Here is a 21,996-nt window from a genome sequence, read left to right as displayed (position 1 = left end):
CACTACCAAAATCACAAAGTCAAACATCATTGATGAAATATCAGCGCTATTAAACAATATAAATAACCGCTAAGAACGAGGCTTAACGGTTATTTTCTACATATCTAATTTTTCAAATCCTCACTTATACTCAATGAAAATCAAAAAGCAAACTAGGAAGCTAGCCGTAAGCTGTACTTGAGTACGGTAAGGCGACGCTGACGTGGTTTGAAGAGATTTTCGAAGAGTATTACTGCCCTTCATTTCTTATTAGCTGACTTTATGATATAATGAAAAACGAGGTAAATTGAATGAAAAGTATAAAATTAAATGCTCTATCTTACATGGGAATTCGTGTCTTAAATATTATTTTTCCCATCCTAACTGGAACCTATGTCGCGCGTGTCTTAGACCGAACTGACTATGGTTACTTCAACTCAGTCGACACTATTTTGTCATTTTTCTTGCCCTTTGCGACTTATGGAGTCTATAACTACGGTTTACGGGCCATCAGTAATGTTAAGGATAACAAAAAAGATCTGAATAGAACCTTCTCTAGTCTTTTTTATTTGTGCATAGCTTGTACAATTTTGACCACCGCTGTCTATATCCTAGCCTATCCTCTCTTCTTTACTGATAATCCAATCGTCAAAAAAGTCTACCTTGTTATGGGGATTCAACTCATTGCCCAGATTTTTTCAATCGAATGGGTTAATGAAGCTCTGGAAAATTACAGTTTTCTCTTTTACAAGACTGCCTTCATCCGTATCCTGATGCTGGTCTCTATTTTCCTGTTTGTCAAAAATGAACACGATATTGTTGTCTACACACTTGTGATGAGTTTATCGACACTGATTAACTATCTGATTAGTTATTTTTGGATTAAAAGAGACATTAAACTTGTTAAGATTCACATAAGTGATTTTAAACCGTTCTTTCTCCCTCTAACAGCCATGTTAGTCTTTGCCAATGCCAATATGCTCTTCACTTTTTTGGATCGTCTCTTCCTCGTTAAAACAGGGATTGATGTCAACGTTAGTTACTATACCATGGCTCAGCGAATTGTGACCGTTATAGCTGGTGTTGTAACAGGAGCTATCGGAGTGAGTGTGCCTCGTCTCAGTTACTATCTAGGAAAAGGCGATAAGGAAGCCTATGTCGCACTTGTTAATAGAGGAAGTCGAATCTTTAACTTCTTTATCATTCCACTAAGTTTTGGACTCATGATTCTAGGACCAAATGCCATTCTACTTTACGGTAGTGAAAAATATATCGGAGGCGGTATCTTAACCTCTCTCTTCGCTTTTCGGACGATTATCCTGGCACTAGATACCATTCTTGGTTCCCAAATTCTCTTTACAAATGGCTATGAAAAACGTATCACAGTCTATACAGTCTTTGCAGGATTACTCAATTTGGGCTTAAATAGTCTCCTCTTTTTCAACCATATTGTGTCTCCTGAATACTACCTACTGACAACTATGCTATCTGAGGCCTCTCTGCTTGTCTTCTATATCATTTTCATCCATAGAAAACAGCTCATTCACTTAGGACATATCTTTAGCTATACTGTTCGATACTCTCTCTTTTCACTTTCCTTTGTAGCAATTTATTTCCTGATCAATTTCGTGTATCCCGTGGATATGGTCATTAATTTGCCATTTTTGATGAATACTGGTTTGATTGTCTTGCTATCAGCCATCTCTTATATTGGTCTACTTGCCTTCACCAAAGATAGCATTTTCTATGAATTTTTAAACCATGTCCTAGCCTTAAAAAATAAATTCAAAAAATCATAGGAGTATAGAATGAAACAACTAACCATTGAAGATGCCAAGCAAATTGAATTAGAAATTTTGGATTATATTGATACTCTCTGTAAAAAGCACAATATCAACTATATTATTAACTACGGTACTCTGATTGGGGCAGTTCGACATGAGGGCTTTATTCCTTGGGACGACGATATTGATTTGTCAATGCCTCGAGAAGATTACCAACGATTTATAAACATTTTTCAAAAGGAAAAAAGCAAGTATAAGCTCCTTTCCTTAGAAACGGATAAAAACTACTTTAACAACTTTATCAAAATAACTGACAGTACGACCAAAATTATTGATACTCGGAATACAAAAACCTATGAGTCAGGTGTTTTTATCGATATTTTCCCTATGGATCGCTTTGATGACCCTAAGGTCATTGATATTTGTTATAAGCTGGAAAGCTTCAAACTTCTATCTTTCAGTAAACACAAAAATATTGTCTATAAGGATAGCCTTTTAAAAGATTGGATACGAACAGCCTTTTGGTTGCTCCTTCGACCGGTTTCTCCTCGTTATTTTGCACATAAAATCGAGAAAGAAATTCAAAAATATAGCCGTGAAAATGGTCAGTATATGGCCTTTATCCCTTCAAAATTTAAGGAAAAGGAAGTCTTTCCAAGTGCTACCTTTGATAAAACAATCGATTTACCCTTTGAGAATTTGACCCTTCCTGCACCTGAAAAATATGATACTATTTTGACACAATTTTATGGAGATTATATGACCTTGCCACCTGAAGAAAAACGCTTCTACAGTCATGAATTTCATGCCTACAAATTGGAGGATTAGGATGCAATATTTAGAAAAAGAAGAAATTAAAGAAATTCAACTAGCTCTGCTAGACTATATTGATGAGACTTGTAAGAAACATGATATTCCTTATTTTCTCAGTTATGGAACCATGCTTGGAGCCATCCGCCACAAAGGTATGATTCCTTGGGATGATGATATTGATATTTCCCTTTATCGTGAGGATTATGAGCGTTTACTGAAGATTATTGAGGAAGAAGACCATCCACGTTATAAGGTTCTCTCCTACGACACTTCTTCTTGGTACTTCCATAATTTCGCATCGATTTTGGATACTTCTACTGTTATCGAAGACCATGTTAAGTACAAGCGTCATGACACCAGCCTTTTCATCGATGTCTTCCCAATTGATCGCTTTACAGACCTGAGCATTGTCGACAAGAGCTATAAGTATGTGGCCCTTCGTCAACTAGCTTATATCAAAAAATCACGCGCAGTTCACGGTGACAGCAAATTAAAAGATTTTCTAAGATTATGTAGCTGGTACGCCCTCCGAGTGGTCAATCCCCGTTACTTTTACAAGAAAATTGATCAGCTAATCAAAAATGCTGCAACCAGCACTCCTCAATATGAAGGAGGAGTTGGGATCGGTAAGGAAGGAATGAAAGAAGTCTTCCCAGTTGATACCTTTAAAGAACTCATCTTAACTGAGTTTGAAGGTCGTATGTTACCAGTTCCAAAAAAATATGACCAATTTTTAACTCAGATGTATGGGGATTATATGACACCACCATCAAAGGAAATGCAAGAGTGGTATAGTCACAGTATTAAAGCTTATCGCAAAAGCTGATTGAGGGCGACCATACAAACTACTAAGATAGAGGTTATTCAAAAACATAATTTTAGTAGAAAATGAAGTAAATATTCCCACAATAAAACGCATAATATCAAGGTTTTTCAACACCTGATATTATGCGTTTTCCTTATCTTCTTAAAGACTTTTTGTCCAACTTATTTTCCTATTTATACTCTTCGAAAATCTCTTCAAACCGTGTCAGCTTAACCTTGCCGTACTCAAGTACAGCCTGCGGCTAGCTTCCTAGTTTGCTCTTTGATTTTCATTGGGTATTAAATAGCTTCTGTAACAAAACTACGGCTTTCCAATACTTTGAGCATGGCGTTAGCTGTATCTAGGGCTGTAAAGAGGGGCACTCCGTGTTCAATGGCTGAACGGCGGATTTGCTCACCATCTTCGTCAGCAGTTCGTTTGGTTCCTACTGTGTTAATGATAGCTTGAATTCTTCCTTTGCGAACAAAGCTTGGGATATCCTTATCGTCATCACCAATCTTTCCAACAGGCTGAGCATGTAATCCATGACTGGCAAAGAAGGCTGCTGTCCCTTCTGTCGCGAGGATTCCATAGCCAATATTTTGGAAACGACGAGCCAAGTCCAAGGCTTCTTCTTTAGCATCATCAGCGATGGTAAAGACAACATTTCCAAAAGTTGGCAAGTGTAAGTAAGAAGCTTCAAAGGCCTTATAGAGAGCTTTTTCCAAAGTAGCATCAGAACCCATAACTTCCCCTGTTGACTTCATTTCAGGACCAAGTAAGCTGTCTACCTTAGCTAGTTTGGTAAAGGAGAAGACAGGTGCCTTGATATGAACGCGGGTGCTTTCAGGGTAAAGTCCATCTTGGTAGCCAAGTTCTGATAAACTTTGACCAAGAATGAGCTTAGTCGCTACTTGAGCCATAGGAATATTGGTCACCTTAGAAAGGAATGGAACGGTACGGCTGGCACGTGGATTGACCTCAATAACATAGACTTTTTCATCCTTGATAACAAACTGGATGTTCATCATTCCAAGGCAGTTAAGACCGATTGCTAGGCGTTTCGTATAGTCTGCGATTGTTTCTTGCACCTTTTGCGACAAGGTTTGTGGTGGGTAAACTGCCATTGAATCACCTGAGTGGACACCGGCACGTTCGATATGCTCCATGATACCAGGAATGAGTACATTTTTACCATCTGAAATGGCATCAACTTCGCACTCTTGCCCAACGATATAAGAGTCGACAAGAACTGGGTGGTCTGGACTAGCCTTAACAGCAGTTCGCATGTAAGAACGAAGGTCTGCTTCGTTTTCAACGATTTCCATAGCACGTCCACCTAAGACATAAGATGGGCGAACGAGAACTGGGAAGCCAATCTTGCGAGCTGCAAGCACTGCTTCTTCTTCATTGGTTGCCGTTTGTCCTGGTGGCTGTGGAATATCCAATTCTTTGAGAGCTTGCTCGAAAAGGTCACGGTCTTCGGCACGGTCTAGGTCAGCAACTTGTGTACCAAGGATCGTCACACCTGCTTTAGCCAATGGCTCCGCAAGGTTGATAGCTGTTTGACCACCGAACTGAACGATAACTCCTTTTGGTTGCTCCAGGTCAATGACGTTCATAACATCTTCAAAAGTCAATGGTTCAAAGTAGAGCTTGTCAGACACAGAGAAGTCTGTTGAAACAGTCTCTGGGTTTGAGTTCATGATAATAGCTTCATAACCAGCAGCCTGGATAGCCTTGACAGAGTGAACGGTTGCGTAGTCAAACTCAACACCTTGCCCGATACGGATTGGACCAGAACCTAGAACAAGTACAGATTCTTTATCAGACTTGATAGATTCATTTTCCCAACCATAGGTTGAATAAAAATATGGTGTTTCAGAGTCAAACTCCGCCGCACAGGTATCGACCATCTTATAAACTGGGACAATCTTGTTTCCCAAGCGAAGCTGACGAACTTGATCAGCAGTCGTTTCCCAAAGTTCCGCAATCTTACGGTCTGAGAAGCCATTAAGTTTAGCTGTTTTCAAGACTTCTAGATCTTGTGGATGAGCACCCAATTCCTGCTCAATTTCAAAGATATGTAGGAGTTTATCCAGATAAAAAATATCGATTTTTGTAAGCTCTGCAATTTCTTCTGGTGTGTAGCCACGACGAATGGCTTCTGATACGTAGAAGAGACGGTCATCCTGGGCTTTGACTACTTTTTCAATCAAGGCATCATCAGAAACTGCTGCAAGTTCAGGCATTTCATTGTGATGCACCCCAATTTCAAGGGAGCGGCAAGCCTTAAGAAGAGATTCCTCGATGTTTCGACCGATTGCCATAACTTCTCCAGTTGCCTTCATCTGGGTACCAAGACGGCGCTCACCTTTTTCAAACTTGTCAAATGGGAAACGTGGAATCTTGGCAACGACATAGTCGAGAGCTGGTTCAAACATGGCATAGGTTGAACCTGTGACTGGGTTGATCACCTCATCCAAGGTCAAGCCAACTGCAATCTTGGCAGCCAATTTTGCAATCGGATAACCTGTTGCTTTTGAAGCAAGGGCTGACGAACGAGACACACGAGGGTTTACTTCGATGACATAGTACTTGAAGCTGTGTGGATCAAGGGCTAGCTGAACGTTACATCCACCTTCAATCTTGAGGGCACGAATGATGCTCAAGCTCGCGTCACGTAGCATTTGGTTTTCATAGTCTGACATGGTTTGCGCAGGGGCAAATACAATGGAATCCCCTGTGTGAATCCCAACTGGGTCAAAGTTTTCCATGTTACAAACAACCAAAGCATTGTCAGCTGAGTCACGCATCACTTCGTATTCGATTTCCTTGAAACCTGCAATCGAACGCTCAATCAAACATTGAGTGACAGGTGACAATTTCAAACCATTTTCAGCGATTTCACGCAATTCTTCCTCGTTGGCACACATACCACCACCAGTACCACCAAGGGTAAAGGCTGGACGAACGATAACTGGGTAACCAATTGTCGCTGCAAAGGCAACTGCTTCGTCTACTGTGTTAACAATTTCAGATTCTGGGATTGGTTGGTTGAGCTCTTCCATCAATTGTTTAAAGAGATCACGGTCCTCGGCTTGGTCAATGGCAGATAATTTAGTACCCAGAAGTTCAACACCAAGCTCATCGAGGATACCATTTTTAGACAATTCCATGGCCATGTTGAGACCTGTCTGACCACCGAGTGTTGGTAGCAAGGCATCTGGATGTTCCTTACGAAGAATACGTGTCACAAACTCAAGTGTAATCGGTTCGATGTAAACCTTATCAGCAATTTCCTTGTCCGTCATGATAGTTGCAGGATTTGAGTTAACCAAAACAACCTCATAACCTTCCTCTTTCAAAGACAAGCAAGCCTGGGTCCCAGCGTAGTCAAACTCAGCAGCCTGACCAATAATAATCGGACCAGAACCAATCACCATAATTTTTTGAATATCAGTACGTTTAGGCATAGTTTATGATACAAAGCCCGTAAAGAACACAGTGAAAATAGGAAACTCGGTGCAGACGCCTTCAGCGTCAAGACGATGTTTATCTTTTTCACACAGTTCTTAGGGCGTGTTCACTTCCGCGAACAATGTATCTTCTCCTTTCTATTCGTCGCCTCTCAGGGCGACATTAAATAAATTCTCCGACAATTTTTTAGCGAAACGATATTTTTCGATAAAAAATCTAGTGCAGGGAGTTTTTAGTTCGCCTGATAGCGACTAAAAGAAACGACCTGCCTTTCTACTCGGCAACTCTCGGGTTGCCATTAAATAAGATACAAAGGACGAATAGAAAGCGATTGAATTTTAGGAAACCAAGGAAGGATTGACAATCCCAGTTGGTTTCTCTAAATTCCGAGCTTTCCGTCCGTGTTCAGTTACATAAATTCTCCGACGAGCTTTTACTCGTTCTTAGTTTGATTGTTTAAAAGCTTCCATCATCTCGATAAACTCGTCAAATAGGTAGCTTGCATCATGAGGACCAGGAGCTGCGTCTGGGTGGTATTGGACAGAGAAAGCAGGTTGGTATCTGTGACGCACACCTTCAACTGACTTGTCATTGATTTCTTCGTGGGTGATAATCAAGTGTTCTGGCAAATCCTCACGGCTAACTGCATAACCATGGTTTTGACTTGTAAAATCTACACGTCCTGTAGCAATTTCGCGTACCGCATGGTTGAAGCCACGGTGACCAAATTTCATCTTGTAAGTCTTAGCCCCGTTTGCCATAGCAAAGAGTTGGTGTCCCATACAAATACCAAAGATTGGGATTTTCCCTTGCACACCACGAATCATGTTCAGTGCTTGTGGAACGTCTTCTGGGTTACCTGGACCGTTTGACAACATCACTCCGTCAGGATTAAGATGGAGAATTTCTTCAGCCGTTGTCGTGTATGGAACCACGGTCACGTTACAGTTGCGTTTAGAAAGTTCACGTAGGATTGAGTGCTTGAGACCAAAGTCCACTAGAACCACGCTCAAACCAACTCCTGGAGCTGGATAGGAAGTTTTAGTAGAAACTTGTTTGATATTGTCTGTCGGCAAGACTGTCGCTTGGAGCTGGTCCGTCACATGGTCCATGCTATCCCCAACATGGGTCAAGGTTGCACGCATGGTACCATGCTTACGGATAATCTTGGTAAGGGCACGCGTATCAATTCCTGAAATACCTGGAATTTTCTTGGCTTTCAAAAATTCATCCAAGGTCATTTGGTTGCGCCAGTTGCTTGCTCTACGCGCTTCTTCAAAAACAACGACTCCCTTACAAGTTGGAATAATGGATTCGTAGTCATCACGGTTGATTCCATAATTTCCTACCAAAGGATAAGTAAAGGTCAAGATTTGTCCATTATAAGACTGGTCTGTAATGGATTCTTGGTAGCCGGTCATCCCTGTATTAAAGACGATTTCGCCTGTTACATCAATATCTGCTCCGAAGGCCTTGCCTTCAAAAACTGTGCCATCTTCTAATACTAGAAGTCTTTTTGTCATATTCTCACCTCTCGTGGACGCTCACTGGCGTCTTTTAACGTCTTGTGTTTTAGTTGGCGTTTCTACTCGCCAGTACGGATTCTAAGATTGCCATTCGAACAAAGACACCATTGGTCATTTGTTGGACAATCCGTGATTTTGGTGCTTCAACCAAATGGTCTGCAATTTCTACATCACGGTTGACTGGAGCTGGGTGCATGAGGATTGCTGTTTCTTTCAAACGATCGTAACGTTCTTGAGTCAAGCCATGTTGGGTATGGTAGTCTTCTTTTGAAAAGACAGCTCCACTATCATGACGTTCATGTTGCACACGAAGAAACATCATGACATCCACCTGATCAATGATTTCATCAATGGTTACAAACTGTCCATAGTCTGCAAACTCTTGACTTCTCCATTCCTCAGGTCCAGCGAAAAAGAGTTCAGCTCCCAAGCGTTTCAAAATCTGCATATTAGATTTGGCAACGCGCGAGTGGTCCAAGTCACCTGCAATCGCAACCTTGAGACCCTCAAAGTGACTAAATTCCTCATAAATAGTCATCAAATCAAGCAAGCTCTGGCTAGGGTGTTGGCCCGAACCATCTCCACCATTGATGATGGAAGTCGTAATCGTAGGACTAGCAATCAACTCTCTGTAGTAGTCAACCTCTGGGTGGCGAATCACACAGACATCCACTCCTAAAGCAGACAAAGTCAAAATGGTATCATAAAGTGTCTCACCCTTATTAACCGAACTAGTCTTCACATCAAAGTCAAGTCGTTCCAGCCCCAGTTTAATCTCTGCCACTTCAAAGGACTTATGCGTCCGTGTAGAATCCTCAAAGAAAAGATTGGAAACAATCGGATGGTCTTCATAAGGAAGCTGGGCTCCATTTTTAAACTCAATTCCTCGCTTGATCAATTTCATCACTTGATCGACAGTGAGGTCTTCCATGGACACCACATGGTTCAATGCTTGTTGATTTTCTGACATGGCTACTCCTTTAGCTTTCTAAGCTTCTTCAGTAATCAGAACTCTGTCTTGGCCATCAAGTTCTGCCATCTCTACGATGATTTCTTCAGAACGACTAGTTGGGATATTTTTTCCAACGTAATCTGGACGGATTGGCAATTCTCTATGTCCACGATCGACTAGAACTGCTAAACTCACGCGCGCAGGACGACCATGACCTACAATATTATCAATAGCAGCGCGGATGGTACGGCCTGTATAAAGCACATCATCCACCAAGATAACTTCACGGTCTGTCACATCTACAGAAACCAAAGAAGTATCTTCTCCACTTTTAACATCATCACGGAAAGGTTTAGTATCTAATTCCACAACAGGAACTGAAAGATTTTCTAGCTGCTCCAAACGTTCTTGGATTCGGTAGGCGATAAAGACACCGCGAGTTTTAATACCAGCCAAGACGATTTTATTCAAATCTTTGTTGCGTTCGATAATCTCATAAGTAATACGCGTAATCGCTCGTTTGACGGTCAATTCGTCTACAACTTCTTTTGTCTTCATGACAAACCTCCAAAAAGAAAAGTCTCCTTAAACAAGGAGACTTGAAATGTATAGCTAAGTAAGCCCTACTACAAACAGTATAGACTTCACCCTTCTACTTTATCACGCTCCTTGCCTGCCTCACGGGACAGGTTTAAAGGAATATTTAATTATCAATTACTATAGCACAAAGCGAGCCTAAAATCAAGCAAAAACTTTTGAAACCCCATCTTATAAATTGCTAAAATCATATAACTGTGGGTACTGGTCACACTCTGGATTTTTAGGATGGCAAATGGCTCTTCCAAAATAAATCATGGCCTGATGAGCTGCTAACCACTGCTCAGGCGGCAAGATATCCATGACCCGCTTTTCCACCTCAAGTGGTGTCGCTGATTTTTTGACGATATCGTGGTGTTTGCAAATACGCTCTACATGAGTATCCACTGCAAAAGCTGGAATCCCAAATCCTACACTCATAACAACATTGGCTGTCTTGCGACCAACACCTGCCAAACTCTCTAATTCCTCACGTGTTTGAGGAACTTGGCCATAAAAATCGTCTAGTAACTGTTGGGCACATTTTTTAAGGAATTTAGCCTTATTCCGATACAGTCCCAGGCGAGAAATATGTGAAGCAATCTCACCCTCTGTCGCCACAGACATGGCTTGTGGCGTTGGAAAGGCAGCAAAGAGACCTGGTGTGGCCTTATTTACCGCTGCATCTGTTGTCTGAGCTGACAACATGACCGCAACTAGTAGTTCAAAATGATTGGTAAAATCAAGACTGGGCTTGGCATCTGGAAAAAGAGCAATAATTTCTTCTAGCACCTTTCGTGCGCGTTTTTTTGACAAGACCATTATTCGTCTCCATCAAATAGTCCTTGTAAGCCAGCAAAAGGACTGTTTTCTTCTTTCTTAACCGCTTGTTGGGCTTGGTATTCTTCTTCTGTCATGATTTGCCAGTCATTTCCTGACACAAAACCTTGACCAGCTTCTTCTTCAGCCGTCAAGACCTTGATAGGAATGTTTAGTAGGATATTGTCTGACACGCTCTCAGCAAGGTCAAGTTCTCCATTTTCGATAGGCAAGACCAAATCATCGTCTAAAACTTCTTGATCTAGCTGGTTAGTTGCGCCTTCCATGAAAACTTCTGTGACTGGATAAGATTCAGCCAACTCAACTGGCTCCATACTACGACTTGAAGCAAGGACAATGGTATAAGACAACTGATAATCTAAGAAATACATACGGTCTTCATATTGGACTTTCCCAACTGCAAGGATATCTTTTACATCTAAAATTTCTTGATTACGTGCACGTAGGTCAGCAACTAAATCTAACGCTTGTTCAAAATGCAAGCCTTCAGACTGCTTACGAATTTCTTGAATATTTAATTTCATACTTCCTCCATAAAGATTTACTCTCTTGATTATACCATGAAAAGGCTACAAATCAGCACAGCAAACTTTGTAATTAACATTCGAGTTTTTAACATGTTTACTATGTCATTTTTTTAGTTCTATACTATAGGCAAGAATACATCAGAGCAAGGAAGATACTCACATGGAAGACAAAGAACTCATTACTAATGCCTACCACACGGATTTTAGAGCATAGAATTTCCAGTTTTCTGTTGACAAAATTTCCTTAAAGGTATAGTATAAAGATACTAATACTCGGAGGTAAGGGAGACATGAACAACTAAGTCTATCAAATAAAGAACCTTTATTTAGTAGATCTTGTTTTTGTCTCTTTTTGTGTGCTCTTTTATGCTCTTTTTTCTGGCATTTTCATAGAGTTTTTTTGACATAGACTTTGGGCTCTACTAGGTAAAGTAGAGCTTTTTGTTATGCACTATGGACATTCTAGAAAGGGCAATCATATGATAAAAATCAATCACCTGACCATCACACAAAACAAAGATTTACGAGACCTTGTCTCTGATCTAAGCATGACCATCCAGGATGGGGAAAAGGTAGCTATTATTGGAGAGGAAGGAAATGGCAAATCAACCTTACTTAAAACTTTAATGGGGGAAACTTTGCCTGATTTCACTATCAGGGGAGACATCCAGTCTGACCATCAGTCACTGGCTTACATTCCTCAAAAACTTCCCGAGGACCTGAAAAAGAACACTTTACACGACTACTTCTTTTTAGATACTATTGATTTAGATTACAGTGTCCTCTATCGTTTGGCGGAGGAATTGCATTTTGATAGCAATCGTTTCGCAAGTGACCAAGAGATTGGCAGTCTATCAGGGGGCGAAGCTTTGAAAATTCAGCTCATCCATGAGTTAGCCAAACCCTTTGAGATTCTATTTTTAGATGAACCTTCAAATGACCTAGACCTTGAAACGGTTGATTGGCTAAAAAGTCAGATTCAAAAGATTCGGCAAACTGTTATTTTCATCTCCCATGATGAGGACTTTCTGTCTCAAACGGCTGATACTATTGTCCACTTGCGACTGGTCAAGCACCGTAAAGAAGCGGAAACACTAGTAGAGCATTTAGACTATGATCGCTATAGTGAGCAGATAAAGGCTAATTTTGCCAGACAAAGTCAGCAAGCTGCTAACGACCAAAGAGCCTATGACAAAACCATGGAAAAACATCGGCGAGTCAAGCAAAATGTAGAAACTGCACTTCGAGCTACCAAAGACAGTACTACCGGTCGCCTATTGGCTAAAAAGATGAAAAATATCCTCTCTCAAGAAAAACGCTACGAAAAGGCAGCTCAGTCCATGACCCAAAAGCCACTTGAAGAGGAAGAAATCAGACTTTTCTTCTCAGATATACAGCCATTACCTGCTTCTAAAGTCTTAATCCAACTGGAAAAAGAAAATTTATCCATTGGCGACCGAATTTTGGTGCAAGAACTACAATTAACTGTCCGTGGCCAAGAAAAAATTGGTATCATCGGCCCAAATGGTGTTGGGAAATCAACTCTGTTAGCCAAATTACAGCAACTTCTGAATGATAAAAGAGAGATTTTACTTGGTTTTATGCCACAAGATTACCATAAAAAACTACAATTAGATTTATCACCAATAGCCTATCTCAGCAAAACTGGGGAAAAAGAGGAACTACAAAAAATCCAATCTCACCTAGCCAGTCTCAATTTCAGTTATCCAGAAATGCAGCATCAAATTCGCTCCTTATCTGGCGGACAACAGGGTAAACTCCTGCTTTTGGATTTAGTCTTGTGCAAACCAAACTTTCTCCTGTTGGATGAACCTACACGAAACTTTTCTCCCACTTCTCAACCCCACATCAGGAAACTCTTTGCAACCTATCCGGGCGGTCTCATCACTGTTTCGCATGACCGTCGTTTCTTAAAAGAGGTCTGTTCAAGCATCTACCGCTTGACAGAACACGGTTTGGAGCTAGTTAATTTAGACGATTTATAAATTTGCAACATAGCAGATAGGTGGGGTAAAAACACAATTTTAGGAGAAGAGAAAGTAAAGCTTCCCATAATAAAACGCATAATATCAAGTTTTTTGCACACGTGATATTATGCGTTTTTCAGATTTTAAAGGCTTTTTCCCAGCCTTCATTTTACATATGTTTCAAACGTTCAATCCGTTCTGAGATAGGTGGGTGGGTATAAAAGAGTTTTTGGAACCCTCCCCCTTTCTTAGGATCATTGATATAAAGTGCACTGCTGGCATCATCGACAGGACGACTCATGGGTTTACTATTGTCTAACTTACGTAGGGCATTAATCATTCCTTGAGGATTGCGCGTCAACTCAACACTGGAAGCATCAGCTAGGAATTCCCTCTGACGAGAAATAGCTAGTTGCACCAAAGTTGCAGCGAGGGGAGCCAACACGATAGCTAGTAGGGAAACCACGAGCATAATGATTTCTAAGCCATTTCCTTCTCTGTCATCGTCACTTCGTCTGCGACCTGCGCCACCCCACCACATCATACGACCAGCCATACTAGAAAGCATGGTGATAGCACTAGCAAGGGCGACGGCAATAGTCGAAATACGGATATCGTAATTACGGATATGACTGACTTCATGTCCCATAACAGCTTCTAGCTCCTCACGATTCATGATAGCTAATAGACCTGACGTCGCAGCAACAGCCGCATTTTGAGGATTAGAACCTGTCGCAAAGGCATTTAAGGCTGGATCATCAATGATGAAAACACGGGGCATAGGAATCTGAGCGACCATAGCCATATCTTCCACTACATGGTAGAGGTCTGGTGCCGTTTGTTCATCCACCTCACGCGCTCCATTCATGGACATGACAATCTCTGTCGATTGAAAAATCATGGACAAGGCATAGATAAAGCCGATAATCAGTGCGATAACCAAACCACCAATCCCAGACCGCATAAAGAGGTAACCAACCGCATAGCCAACAAGAGCTAAGAGTAGGAAAAATACCAGCAACAAAATCCACGTTTTTCGTTTATTGCTTGCAATTTGATCAAACAACATCTTAGTCACCTAAACCGCTAAAATCAACTTTAGGAACTGCCTTTTCCTCTTCTGGTGTTTGAAGGAAATCTGCTGCTTTAAATCCAAACATTCCAGCGATAATATTGCTTGGGAAAGTTTCTAATTTTACATTGTAGTTGCTGACAACACTGTTATAGAGTTGACGAGAGTAAGAAATTTTATTTTCCGTGTTTGTCAACTCCTCTTGCAATTTAACAAAGTTGGCACTAGCTTTCAAATCTGGATAGCTTTCTGCAACTGCAAAAATACCTGAAACCTGACGAGTAAGGGTATCACTAGCTTTCATAGCTTCTGCTGGTGAAGTCGCTGCCGCCACTTGGTTACGCAGTTCTGCCACCTTTTCAAGGGTAGAACCTTCATATTTGGCATAACCTTTTACAGTCTCAATCAAGTTTGGCAAGAGATCATTTCGACGTTTCAACTGAACATCAATCTGACTCCAAGCCTCCTTTGTTTGCATACGATTTTTAACCAAACCGTTATAGCTAACAATCACAAAAATAACAATAAGAGCTAAAACTCCAAGAATAATCCAAGTCATTATATAAGTCCTTTCTGCTTTTAGATTAGTACCAGTATATCAAATTTTTAATGATTGTGGTAAAATAAGATGATACTAAAGAAGGAAATAACTATGAAACCAGAAACATTTTACAACTTGCTTGCCGAGCAAAATCTTCCACTTTCTGACCAGCAAAAAAAACAATTTGAACGTTATTTTGAGCTCTTAGTCGAGTGGAATGAAAAGATTAATTTAACAGCCATTACGGATAAGGAAGAAGTTTATCTCAAACATTTTTACGATTCGATTGCACCCATTCTTCAAGGTTTGATTCCCAATGAAACTATCAAACTTCTTGATATCGGAGCTGGGGCAGGATTTCCTAGTCTGCCGATGAAAATCCTCTATCCTCAGCTAGATGTGACTATCATTGATTCACTCAATAAGCGCATCAACTTCCTCCAACTGTTGGCTCAAGAACTGGATTTGGACGGTGTTCATTTCTACCATGGACGTGCCGAAGATTTTGCCCAAGACAAAAACTTCCGTGCTCAATATGATTTTGTAACAGCTCGTGCTGTAGCCCGTATGCAGGTCTTGTCTGAATTGACTATTCCCTACCTTAAAGTTGGCGGGAAACTATTGGCACTCAAGGCCAGCAATGCGCCTGAGGAGTTGTTAGAAGCTAAGAATGCCCTCAACCTCCTTTTTAGTAAGGTCGAAGACAATCTCAGCTACGCTCTACCTAATGGAGATCCGCGCTACATCACAGTGGTAGAAAAGAAAAAGGAAACACCAAATAAATATCCACGTAAGGCTGGCATGCCCAATAAACGCCCACTTTAATCTTTTTAGTAAAAAAATATTTACAAAGTTTGTAATTTTTGCTATACTATCACAAGCAAAGGTTTTTAATGTCATCCCGTGAGGTGACGAAGACGCAGAAATATTTAAAACTCTTTAAAGTCTAGATTTTAGAGAAGTCTTACTCTGAGGGCCTATTGCTGTAAAATAATGGGCTCTTTTTTGATGCCCAAAAGTGAGGTTTATATGAAACAAGAATCAACTGTTGATTTGTTACTAGACGTTGACCAACGTCCTTCAGCTGGAAAAGGAATTCTCCTTAGTTTCCAACACGTTTTCGCCATGTTTGGAGCGACCATCTTGGTACCATTGATTTTGGGAATGCCTGTATCTGTTGCCCTTTTTGCTTCAGGTGTTGGAACACTCATCTACATGATTGCTACTGGTTTTAAAGTTCCAGTTTATCTAGGTTCTTCATTTGCCTTTATCACAGCAATGTCACTTGCTATGAAAGAAATGGGTGGTGATGTATCTGCTGCTCAAACAGGGGTTATCTTGACTGGTTTGGTATATGTCCTTGTTGCTACCAGCATCCGATTTGTAGGAACAAAATGGATTGATAAACTCTTGCCACCAATCATTATCGGTCCTATGATCATCGTTATCGGTCTTGGACTTGCAGGTTCAGCTGTTACCAATGCAGGTCTTGTAGCAGACGGAAATTGGAAAAATGCTCTTGTAGCCGTTGTTACGTTCTTGATTGCTGCCTTTATCAATACAAAAGGAAAAGGCTTCCTACGAATCATTCCTTTCCTCTTTGCCATTATCGGTGGTTACCTCTTCGCACTAACTCTTGGCTTGGTTGATTTTACACCAGTTCTTAAAGCTAACTGGTTCGAGATTCCTGGTTTCTACTTGCCATTTAGCACAGGTGGTGCCTTTAAAGAGTACAATCTTTACTTTGGGCCAGAAACCATCGCCATCTTACCAATTGCTATCGTAACAATTTCTGAACATATCGGAGACCATACTGTTTTGGGTCAAATCTGTGGCCGTCAATTCTTGAAAGAACCAGGTCTTCACCGTACTCTTCTTGGTGACGGTATCGCAACTTCTGTTTCTGCCTTCCTTGGTGGACCAGCCAATACAACTTACGGAGAAAATACTGGGGTTATCGGTATGACTCGTATCGCTTCTGTCTCAGTTATCCGTAACGCTGCCTTCATCGCGATTGCCCTTAGCTTCCTTGGTAAATTCACTGCCTTGATTTCAACCATTCCAAATGCTGTACTTGGTGGTATGTCAATCCTTCTCTACGGAGTTATCGCCAGCAACGGTTTGAAAGTTTTGATTAAAGAACGTGTTGATTTCGCTCAAATGCGAAACCTGATCATCGCAAGTGCTATGTTGGTCCTTGGACTTGGAGGAGCTATCCTTAAACTTGGTCCAGTTACCCTTTCAGGTACTGCCCTATCAGCTATGACAGGAATCATCTTGAACTTGATCTTACCATACGAAAATAAAGATTAAATGTCTAAACACCAAATCCGCTCAGACAACTGAGTGGATTTTTTCGTACACTATAATACAAATATCTGTAAATTGTTAAAATCAAAAAACGTATAATATCAGGTATTCTAAAACCTTGATACTATACGTTTTATCATAGAAATTTTTACTTCATTTTCTCATCAAATGAGATTTGCATCAATCTCTTGTCTTACTTACGTTTCTTCTTCGCTTTTTTCATTTTGTTAGCCATGCGTTTCATGGACTGTTTCATGGCAAATTCACCGATTTTACCTTTTAGTCCGCCACCAAACATCTGACTCATATCTGGCATTCCTGCTCCTCCGAGAGCTGACAAGTCAGGCATACCACCTTGTCCCATCATTCCTTCAAGGGCAGACATATCCATTCCTCCCATATTTGGCATATTTTTAGGAAGATTGTTTGGATTGATCCCCATTTGCTTCATCATCTTGTTCATATCTCCAGACATAACACCTTGCATGAGTTGTTTAGCCTGGTTAAAGTCTTTGATGAATTTATTGACTTCGACGAAGGTATTTCCAGAACCAGCAGCGATACGACGGCGACGGCTTGGATTTAACAAATCTGGATTTTCACGTTCTTCAGGTGTCATTGAAGACACAATAGCACGTTTGCGCGCAATCTGACGCTCATCCACCTTCATGTTTTGAAGAGCTGGATTATTGGACATACCTGGAATCATCTTGAGCAAGTCTTCCATCGGCCCCATGTTTTGCACCTGATCCAGCTGATCAATGAAATCATTAAAATCAAAGGTGTTTTCGCGCATCTTCTCAGCCATTTCAAGGGCCTTTTGCTCATCGTATTCTTGAGAAGCTTTCTCAATCAAAGTGAGCATATCCCCCATGCCAAGGATACGGCTAGACATACGGTCTGGGTGGAAGGTTTCTATATCTGTAATCTTTTCACCCGTACCAGTGAACTTGATTGGTTTTCCAGTAATGTGACGAACAGATAGAGCTGCACCACCACGAGTATCGCCGTCAATCTTGGTAAGGATCACCCCAGTCACTTCCAACTGAGCATTAAACTCACGCGCAACATTGGCTGCTTCTTGACCAATCATGGCATCAACGACGAGCAGAATTTCGTTTGGTTGAGCTAGTGCTTTCACGTCACGAAGCTCATTCATCAAAAGCTCATCAATCTGCAAACGACCTGCCGTATCAATCAAGACATAGTCGTTATGATTGGCTTGGGCTTGTTCCAAACCTTGACGTACAATCTCAACAGCTGGTACTTCTGTACCAAGAGCAAAGACAGGCACATCAATCTGTTGCCCCAAAGTTTTGAGCTGATCAATAGCCGCAGGACGGTAAATATCCGCCGCAATCATCAAAGGACGAGCATTTTCTTCTTTCTTGAGTTTGTTGGCCAATTTACCAGCAAAAGTTGTTTTACCAGCTCCCTGCAAACCAACCATCATGATGATGGTTGGAATCTTAGGTGATTTGATAATTTCTGCCGTATCAGAACCTAAAACAGCTGTCAGTTCCTCATCAACGATTTTAATAATTTGTTGCGCAGGATTAAGGGTATCAATTACTTCGTGTCCGACTGCACGCTCACGAACTTTCTTGATAAAGTCCTTTACAACAGGCAAGGCAACATCGGCCTCAAGCAAGGCCAAGCGAATTTCTTTGGTTGCCTCTTGGACATCAGATTCAGAGATTTTTCCTTTTTTACGTAGATTTTTAAAGACGTTCTGCAAACGTTCTGTTAAACTTTCAAATGCCATGTTTCTTCCTCTTATTCTCTATTATCAATGCTTGTTAAAATTTCTATCTGCTCCTGCAGAAAGTCATCCTTGGGATAGCGCTCCAAAATCTGATCAAAAATCTGACTTCGAACAATATAGTCCGAGTACATGTGCAATTTCATCTCATAATCTTCCAGAATCTTTTCTGTCCGCTTGATATTATCATAGACAGCCTGACGACTGACACCGAACTCCTCGGCAATTTCAGCAAGACTGTAATCATCAGCGTAATAGAGCTCTATATAATTCATTTGCTTATCTGTCAAAAGCGCTGCATAAAATTCAAAGAGCGCATTCATACGATTGGTTTTTTCGATTTCCATAACTTTTATTATACCAAAAATTAGCCCAATCTACCACACTAGGAAGCCAATCCGAGAAGATAGCTGGGTAAATTTGAAAAAAACAAGAGACTAGCCCCAAGTAATTTCCAATTGATAGCTGGCAAAGGGATGTCCCTCTTGATTTTGTAGTTGATAATCTAGTTCAATCTTTTGCCCATCAACTTGATAATGGCTCGTTTGGATGATAAACTCCTGCATACCCATAGGTGTGGGAATATAGGCTAAACTATCGCTATCCTTTAGAAAGCGCATAATGGTCTTGGGATTGGAAAATCGGCTCATCACCAGTTCTTGACCATGAAATTTAATCACTACTTTTTCCTTTTCCTCATTGTAGAACAGCAGGTAGCTATAATCTCCCTTTTCATGCACTTCTACGTCATAAAGCTGGTCAATCACTTCCAACTGCTCATCAAACTGAATCGTATTTCGCATCCGAATCTTCACATCAGGTCCTCTTTCTTGTCTCTTGTCCTACTATTTTACCAAAAACTCTAGCTTTTTGCTATAATGGTCATATGAACGAAAAAGTATTCCGTGACCCAGTTCACAACTACATCCATGTCAATAATCAAATCATCTACGACTTGATCAATACAAAAGAATTTCAACGCTTGCGCCGTATCAAACAACTGGGAACTTCCAGTTATACCTTCCACGGTGGGGAGCATAGCCGCTTCTCTCATTGTCTAGGAGTTTATGAAATTGCACGACGTATCACAGAGATTTTTGAAGAAAAATATCCTGAGGAATGGAATCCTGCCGAGTCTCTCTTGACCATGACCGCTGCTCTCCTACACGATCTTGGGCATGGTGCCTACTCCCATACTTTTGAACATCTCTTTGATACAGACCACGAAGCCATTACTCAGGAGATTATTCAAAGTCCTGAGACAGAGATTCACCAAGTCTTACTACAAGTAGCGCCCGATTTCCCAGAAAAAGTTGCCAGTGTCATAGACCATACCTACCCTAACAAGCAGGTTGTGCAACTCATTTCCAGTCAGATTGATGCAGACCGCATGGACTATCTCTTGCGCGACTCCTATTTTACAGGAGCATCTTATGGGGAATTTGACCTAACTCGCATCCTCCGAGTCATTCGTCCTGTCGAAAATGGCATCGCCTTTCAGCGCAATGGCATGCACGCCATCGAAGACTACGTCCTCAGTCGTTACCAGATGTATATGCAAGTTTATTTCCACCCCGCAACACGCGCTATGGAAGTTCTCCTACAGAATCTCCTCAAGCGCGCCAAGGAACTTTATCCTGAGGACAAGGACTTCTTTGCACGAACATCCCCACATCTCCTGCCTTTCTTTGAAAAAAATGTGACCTTGACTGACTATCTGGCTCTGGATGATGGTGTGATGAATACCTACTTCCAGCTCTGGATGACCAATCCTGATAAGATTCTTGCAGACTTGTCGCAACGCTTTGTCAACCGCAAGGTCTTTAAATCCATTACTTTTTCACAAGAGGATCAAGACCAACTCGCCAGCATGAGAAAATTAGTTGAGGATATCGGCTTTGATCCCTACTACTACACAGCCATTCATAAGAACTTTGACCTCCCTTATGATATCTATCGTCCTGAATCTGAAAATCCACGGACACAGATTGAGATTTTACAAAAAAATGGTCAACTGGCCGAACTCTCTAGCCTGTCTCCTATCGTCCAATCACTTGCTGGCAGTCGCCACGGAGATAATCGTTTCTATTTTCCAAAAGAAATGTTGGACCAAAACAGTATCTTTGCTAGCATTACCCAGCAATTTTTACACTTGATTGAGAACGATCATTTTACTCCAAATAAAAACTAGAAGAGGAAATTTATGAGTATTAAACTAATCGCCGTCGATATCGACGGAACCCTAGTCAATAGCCAAAAGGAGATTACGCCTGAAGTCTTTTCTGCCATCCAAGATGCCAAAGAAACTGGTGTCAAAGTCGTCATTGCAACTGGCCGCCCTATCGCAGGTGTTGCCAAACTTCTCGACGACTTGCAGTTGAGAGACGAGGGTGACTATGTCGTGACCTTCAATGGTGCCCTTGTCCAAGAAACTGCTACAGGACATGAGATTATCAGTGAATCCTTGACCTATGAGGATTATCTGGATATGGAATTCCTCAGTCGCAAGCTCGGTGTCCACATGCACGCTATTACAAAGGACGGTATCTATACTGCCAATCGTAATATCGGAAAATATACAGTGCACGAATCAACCCTCGTCAGCATGCCTATTTTCTACCGTACACCTGAAGAAATGACTGGCAAGGAAATCGTCAAATGTATGTTCATCGATGAACCAGAAATTCTCGATGCTGCGATTGAAAAAATACCAGCCGAATTTTACGAACGCTACTCTATCAACAAGTCTGCTCCTTTCTACCTCGAACTCCTTAAAAAGAATGTGGACAAGGGTTCAGCAATTACTCACTTAGCTGAAAAACTCGGATTGACCAAAGATGAAACCATGGCTATCGGTGACGAAGAAAACGACCGTGCCATGCTGGAAGTCGTTGGCAACCCTGTAGTCATGGAAAATGGAAATCCAGAAATCAAAAAAATCGCCAAATACATTACTAAAACAAATGACGAATCTGGCGTTGCCCATGCTATCCGTACATGGGTACTGTAAAAGTATCATTTTTCAATAAGAATTGATTAGC

The 21,996-nt window shown here is 41.1% G+C and carries 19 protein-coding genes; 8 read left to right on the top strand and 11 right to left on the bottom strand.

Annotation, left to right across the window (positions count from 1 at the left end; all coding sequences use genetic code 11):
- The first annotated feature begins 290 nt into the window (after positions 1 to 290).
- The 3 genes from tacF to HT721_RS04295 are packed head-to-tail and all read left to right on the top strand — an operon-like array spanning position 291 to position 3,402.
- Positions 291 to 1,778, top strand: a complete 1,488-nt coding sequence (gene tacF / locus HT721_RS04305; protein ID WP_173229060.1) for a type IV teichoic acid flippase TacF — start codon at positions 291 to 293, stop codon at positions 1,776 to 1,778.
- Positions 1,779 to 1,787: 9 nt separating this feature from the next.
- Positions 1,788 to 2,591, top strand: coding sequence for a phosphorylcholine transferase LicD (locus HT721_RS04300; RefSeq protein ID WP_173229058.1), 804 nt, complete (start codon positions 1,788 to 1,790; stop codon positions 2,589 to 2,591).
- 1 nt (position 2,592) lies between these two features.
- Positions 2,593 to 3,402, top strand: coding sequence for a phosphorylcholine transferase LicD (locus HT721_RS04295; RefSeq protein WP_173229056.1), 810 nt, complete (start codon positions 2,593 to 2,595; stop codon positions 3,400 to 3,402).
- A 278-nt stretch (positions 3,403 to 3,680) separates the two neighbouring features.
- Here the strand turns inward: HT721_RS04295 and carB are convergent, their stop codons facing one another.
- From carB to HT721_RS04265, 6 genes are all read right to left on the bottom strand, one after another.
- The gene (gene carB, locus HT721_RS04290) at positions 3,681 to 6,857 is read right to left on the bottom strand and encodes a carbamoyl-phosphate synthase large subunit (RefSeq protein ID WP_088791031.1); all 3,177 of its coding nucleotides are present in this window, start codon (positions 6,855 to 6,857) and stop codon (positions 3,681 to 3,683) included.
- Positions 6,858 to 7,304: 447 nt separating this feature from the next.
- Positions 7,305 to 8,384, bottom strand: a complete 1,080-nt coding sequence (locus tag HT721_RS04285; protein WP_088791030.1) for a carbamoyl phosphate synthase small subunit — start codon at positions 8,382 to 8,384, stop codon at positions 7,305 to 7,307.
- Positions 8,385 to 8,433: 49 nt separating this feature from the next.
- Positions 8,434 to 9,357 carry an aspartate carbamoyltransferase catalytic subunit gene (locus tag HT721_RS04280; RefSeq protein ID WP_088791029.1) on the bottom strand — a complete coding sequence of 308 codons (924 nt, stop codon included), beginning with the start codon at positions 9,355 to 9,357 and terminating at the stop codon, positions 8,434 to 8,436.
- Between the two features lie 18 nt (positions 9,358 to 9,375).
- Complete coding sequence (gene pyrR / locus HT721_RS04275) at positions 9,376 to 9,897, bottom strand: bifunctional pyr operon transcriptional regulator/uracil phosphoribosyltransferase PyrR (RefSeq protein ID WP_088791028.1); 522 nt, start codon at positions 9,895 to 9,897, stop codon at positions 9,376 to 9,378.
- Between the two features lie 210 nt (positions 9,898 to 10,107).
- A complete protein-coding gene (nth, locus tag HT721_RS04270; protein ID WP_088791027.1) occupies positions 10,108 to 10,737 on the bottom strand; it encodes an endonuclease III in 630 nt (209 codons plus the stop codon).
- On the bottom strand, positions 10,737 to 11,279 hold the full coding sequence (locus HT721_RS04265) for a DUF177 domain-containing protein (RefSeq protein ID WP_088791026.1): 543 nt from the start codon (positions 11,277 to 11,279) through the stop codon (positions 10,737 to 10,739). Before HT721_RS04265 ends, nth begins: the two co-directional genes overlap by 1 nt.
- Before the next feature lie 449 nt (positions 11,280 to 11,728).
- Between HT721_RS04265 and HT721_RS04260 the strand changes: the two genes are divergently transcribed.
- Complete coding sequence (locus HT721_RS04260; protein WP_173229054.1) at positions 11,729 to 13,288, top strand: ATP-binding cassette domain-containing protein; 1,560 nt, start codon at positions 11,729 to 11,731, stop codon at positions 13,286 to 13,288.
- Positions 13,289 to 13,439: 151 nt separating this feature from the next.
- Here the strand turns inward: HT721_RS04260 and htpX are convergent, their stop codons facing one another.
- A complete protein-coding gene (htpX, locus tag HT721_RS04255; protein WP_084929975.1) occupies positions 13,440 to 14,339 on the bottom strand; it encodes a zinc metalloprotease HtpX in 900 nt (299 codons plus the stop codon).
- 1 nt (position 14,340) lies between these two features.
- Entirely contained in the window at positions 14,341 to 14,901 is a 561-nt protein-coding gene (locus HT721_RS04250) for a LemA family protein (RefSeq protein WP_112445205.1), read from the bottom strand.
- Positions 14,902 to 14,994: 93 nt separating this feature from the next.
- Here HT721_RS04250 and rsmG point away from each other — a divergent pair, with 93 nt between their 5' ends.
- The gene (rsmG, locus tag HT721_RS04245) at positions 14,995 to 15,708 is read left to right on the top strand and encodes a 16S rRNA (guanine(527)-N(7))-methyltransferase RsmG (protein WP_112445207.1); all 714 of its coding nucleotides are present in this window, start codon (positions 14,995 to 14,997) and stop codon (positions 15,706 to 15,708) included.
- 204 nt (positions 15,709 to 15,912) lie between these two features.
- A complete protein-coding gene (locus tag HT721_RS04240; protein ID WP_173214156.1) occupies positions 15,913 to 17,196 on the top strand; it encodes a solute carrier family 23 protein in 1,284 nt (427 codons plus the stop codon).
- A gap of 190 nt (positions 17,197 to 17,386) precedes the next feature.
- Here the strand turns inward: HT721_RS04240 and ffh are convergent, their stop codons facing one another.
- The 3 genes from ffh to HT721_RS04225 all read right to left on the bottom strand — a co-directional run bounded on the left by ffh (position 17,387) and on the right by HT721_RS04225 (position 19,770).
- Complete coding sequence (gene ffh / locus HT721_RS04235) at positions 17,387 to 18,958, bottom strand: signal recognition particle protein (RefSeq protein WP_173229052.1); 1,572 nt, start codon at positions 18,956 to 18,958, stop codon at positions 17,387 to 17,389.
- Between the two features lie 11 nt (positions 18,959 to 18,969).
- A complete protein-coding gene (locus HT721_RS04230; RefSeq protein WP_000402066.1) occupies positions 18,970 to 19,302 on the bottom strand; it encodes a putative DNA-binding protein in 333 nt (110 codons plus the stop codon).
- A gap of 90 nt (positions 19,303 to 19,392) precedes the next feature.
- Positions 19,393 to 19,770 carry a DUF1934 domain-containing protein gene (locus HT721_RS04225; RefSeq protein WP_004238036.1) on the bottom strand — a complete coding sequence of 126 codons (378 nt, stop codon included), beginning with the start codon at positions 19,768 to 19,770 and terminating at the stop codon, positions 19,393 to 19,395.
- 71 nt (positions 19,771 to 19,841) lie between these two features.
- Here HT721_RS04225 and HT721_RS04220 point away from each other — a divergent pair, with 71 nt between their 5' ends.
- Positions 19,842 to 21,146 (top strand): HD domain-containing protein, encoded by a 1,305-nt coding sequence (locus tag HT721_RS04220; RefSeq protein WP_173229050.1) that lies wholly within the window; start codon positions 19,842 to 19,844, stop codon positions 21,144 to 21,146.
- Between the two features lie 12 nt (positions 21,147 to 21,158).
- Positions 21,159 to 21,965 (top strand): sugar-phosphatase, encoded by an 807-nt coding sequence (gene yidA / locus HT721_RS04215; RefSeq protein WP_173229048.1) that lies wholly within the window; start codon positions 21,159 to 21,161, stop codon positions 21,963 to 21,965.
- Positions 21,966 to 21,996: the final 31 nt, after the last annotated feature.

It is taken from the genome of Streptococcus sp. 4094 (assembly GCF_013277125.1).
GTDB lineage: Bacteria > Bacillota > Bacilli > Lactobacillales > Streptococcaceae > Streptococcus.
The sequence above is the reverse complement of the archived record's forward strand: the minus strand, read 5'-3'. Positions and strand labels throughout refer to the sequence as shown.

Excerpts from the sequence above, each read along its gene's own strand:
- yidA (WP_173229048.1), top strand. The coding sequence starts at position 21,159 with ATGAGTATTAAACTAATCGCCGTCGATATCGACGGAACCCTAGTCAAT.
- tacF (WP_173229060.1), top strand. The coding sequence starts at position 291 with ATGAAAAGTATAAAATTAAATGCTCTATCTTACATGGGAATTCGTGTC.
- rsmG (WP_112445207.1), top strand. The coding sequence starts at position 14,995 with ATGAAACCAGAAACATTTTACAACTTGCTTGCCGAGCAAAATCTTCCA.
- HT721_RS04260 (WP_173229054.1), top strand. The coding sequence starts at position 11,729 with ATGCACTATGGACATTCTAGAAAGGGCAATCATATGATAAAAATCAAT.
- HT721_RS04230 (WP_000402066.1), bottom strand. The coding sequence starts at position 19,302 with ATGGAAATCGAAAAAACCAATCGTATGAATGCGCTCTTTGAATTTTAT.
- HT721_RS04220 (WP_173229050.1), top strand. The coding sequence starts at position 19,842 with ATGAACGAAAAAGTATTCCGTGACCCAGTTCACAACTACATCCATGTC.
- HT721_RS04265 (WP_088791026.1), bottom strand. The coding sequence starts at position 11,279 with ATGAAATTAAATATTCAAGAAATTCGTAAGCAGTCTGAAGGCTTGCAT.
- HT721_RS04300 (WP_173229058.1), top strand. The coding sequence starts at position 1,788 with ATGAAACAACTAACCATTGAAGATGCCAAGCAAATTGAATTAGAAATT.
- HT721_RS04240 (WP_173214156.1), top strand. The coding sequence starts at position 15,913 with ATGAAACAAGAATCAACTGTTGATTTGTTACTAGACGTTGACCAACGT.
- ffh (WP_173229052.1), bottom strand. The coding sequence starts at position 18,958 with ATGGCATTTGAAAGTTTAACAGAACGTTTGCAGAACGTCTTTAAAAAT.
- carB (WP_088791031.1), bottom strand. The coding sequence starts at position 6,857 with ATGCCTAAACGTACTGATATTCAAAAAATTATGGTGATTGGTTCTGGT.
- HT721_RS04250 (WP_112445205.1), bottom strand. The coding sequence starts at position 14,901 with ATGACTTGGATTATTCTTGGAGTTTTAGCTCTTATTGTTATTTTTGTG.
- HT721_RS04280 (WP_088791029.1), bottom strand. The coding sequence starts at position 9,357 with ATGTCAGAAAATCAACAAGCATTGAACCATGTGGTGTCCATGGAAGAC.
- HT721_RS04285 (WP_088791030.1), bottom strand. The coding sequence starts at position 8,384 with ATGACAAAAAGACTTCTAGTATTAGAAGATGGCACAGTTTTTGAAGGC.
- pyrR (WP_088791028.1), bottom strand. The coding sequence starts at position 9,897 with ATGAAGACAAAAGAAGTTGTAGACGAATTGACCGTCAAACGAGCGATT.
- nth (WP_088791027.1), bottom strand. The coding sequence starts at position 10,737 with ATGGTCTTGTCAAAAAAACGCGCACGAAAGGTGCTAGAAGAAATTATT.
- HT721_RS04295 (WP_173229056.1), top strand. The coding sequence starts at position 2,593 with ATGCAATATTTAGAAAAAGAAGAAATTAAAGAAATTCAACTAGCTCTG.
- htpX (WP_084929975.1), bottom strand. The coding sequence starts at position 14,339 with ATGTTGTTTGATCAAATTGCAAGCAATAAACGAAAAACGTGGATTTTG.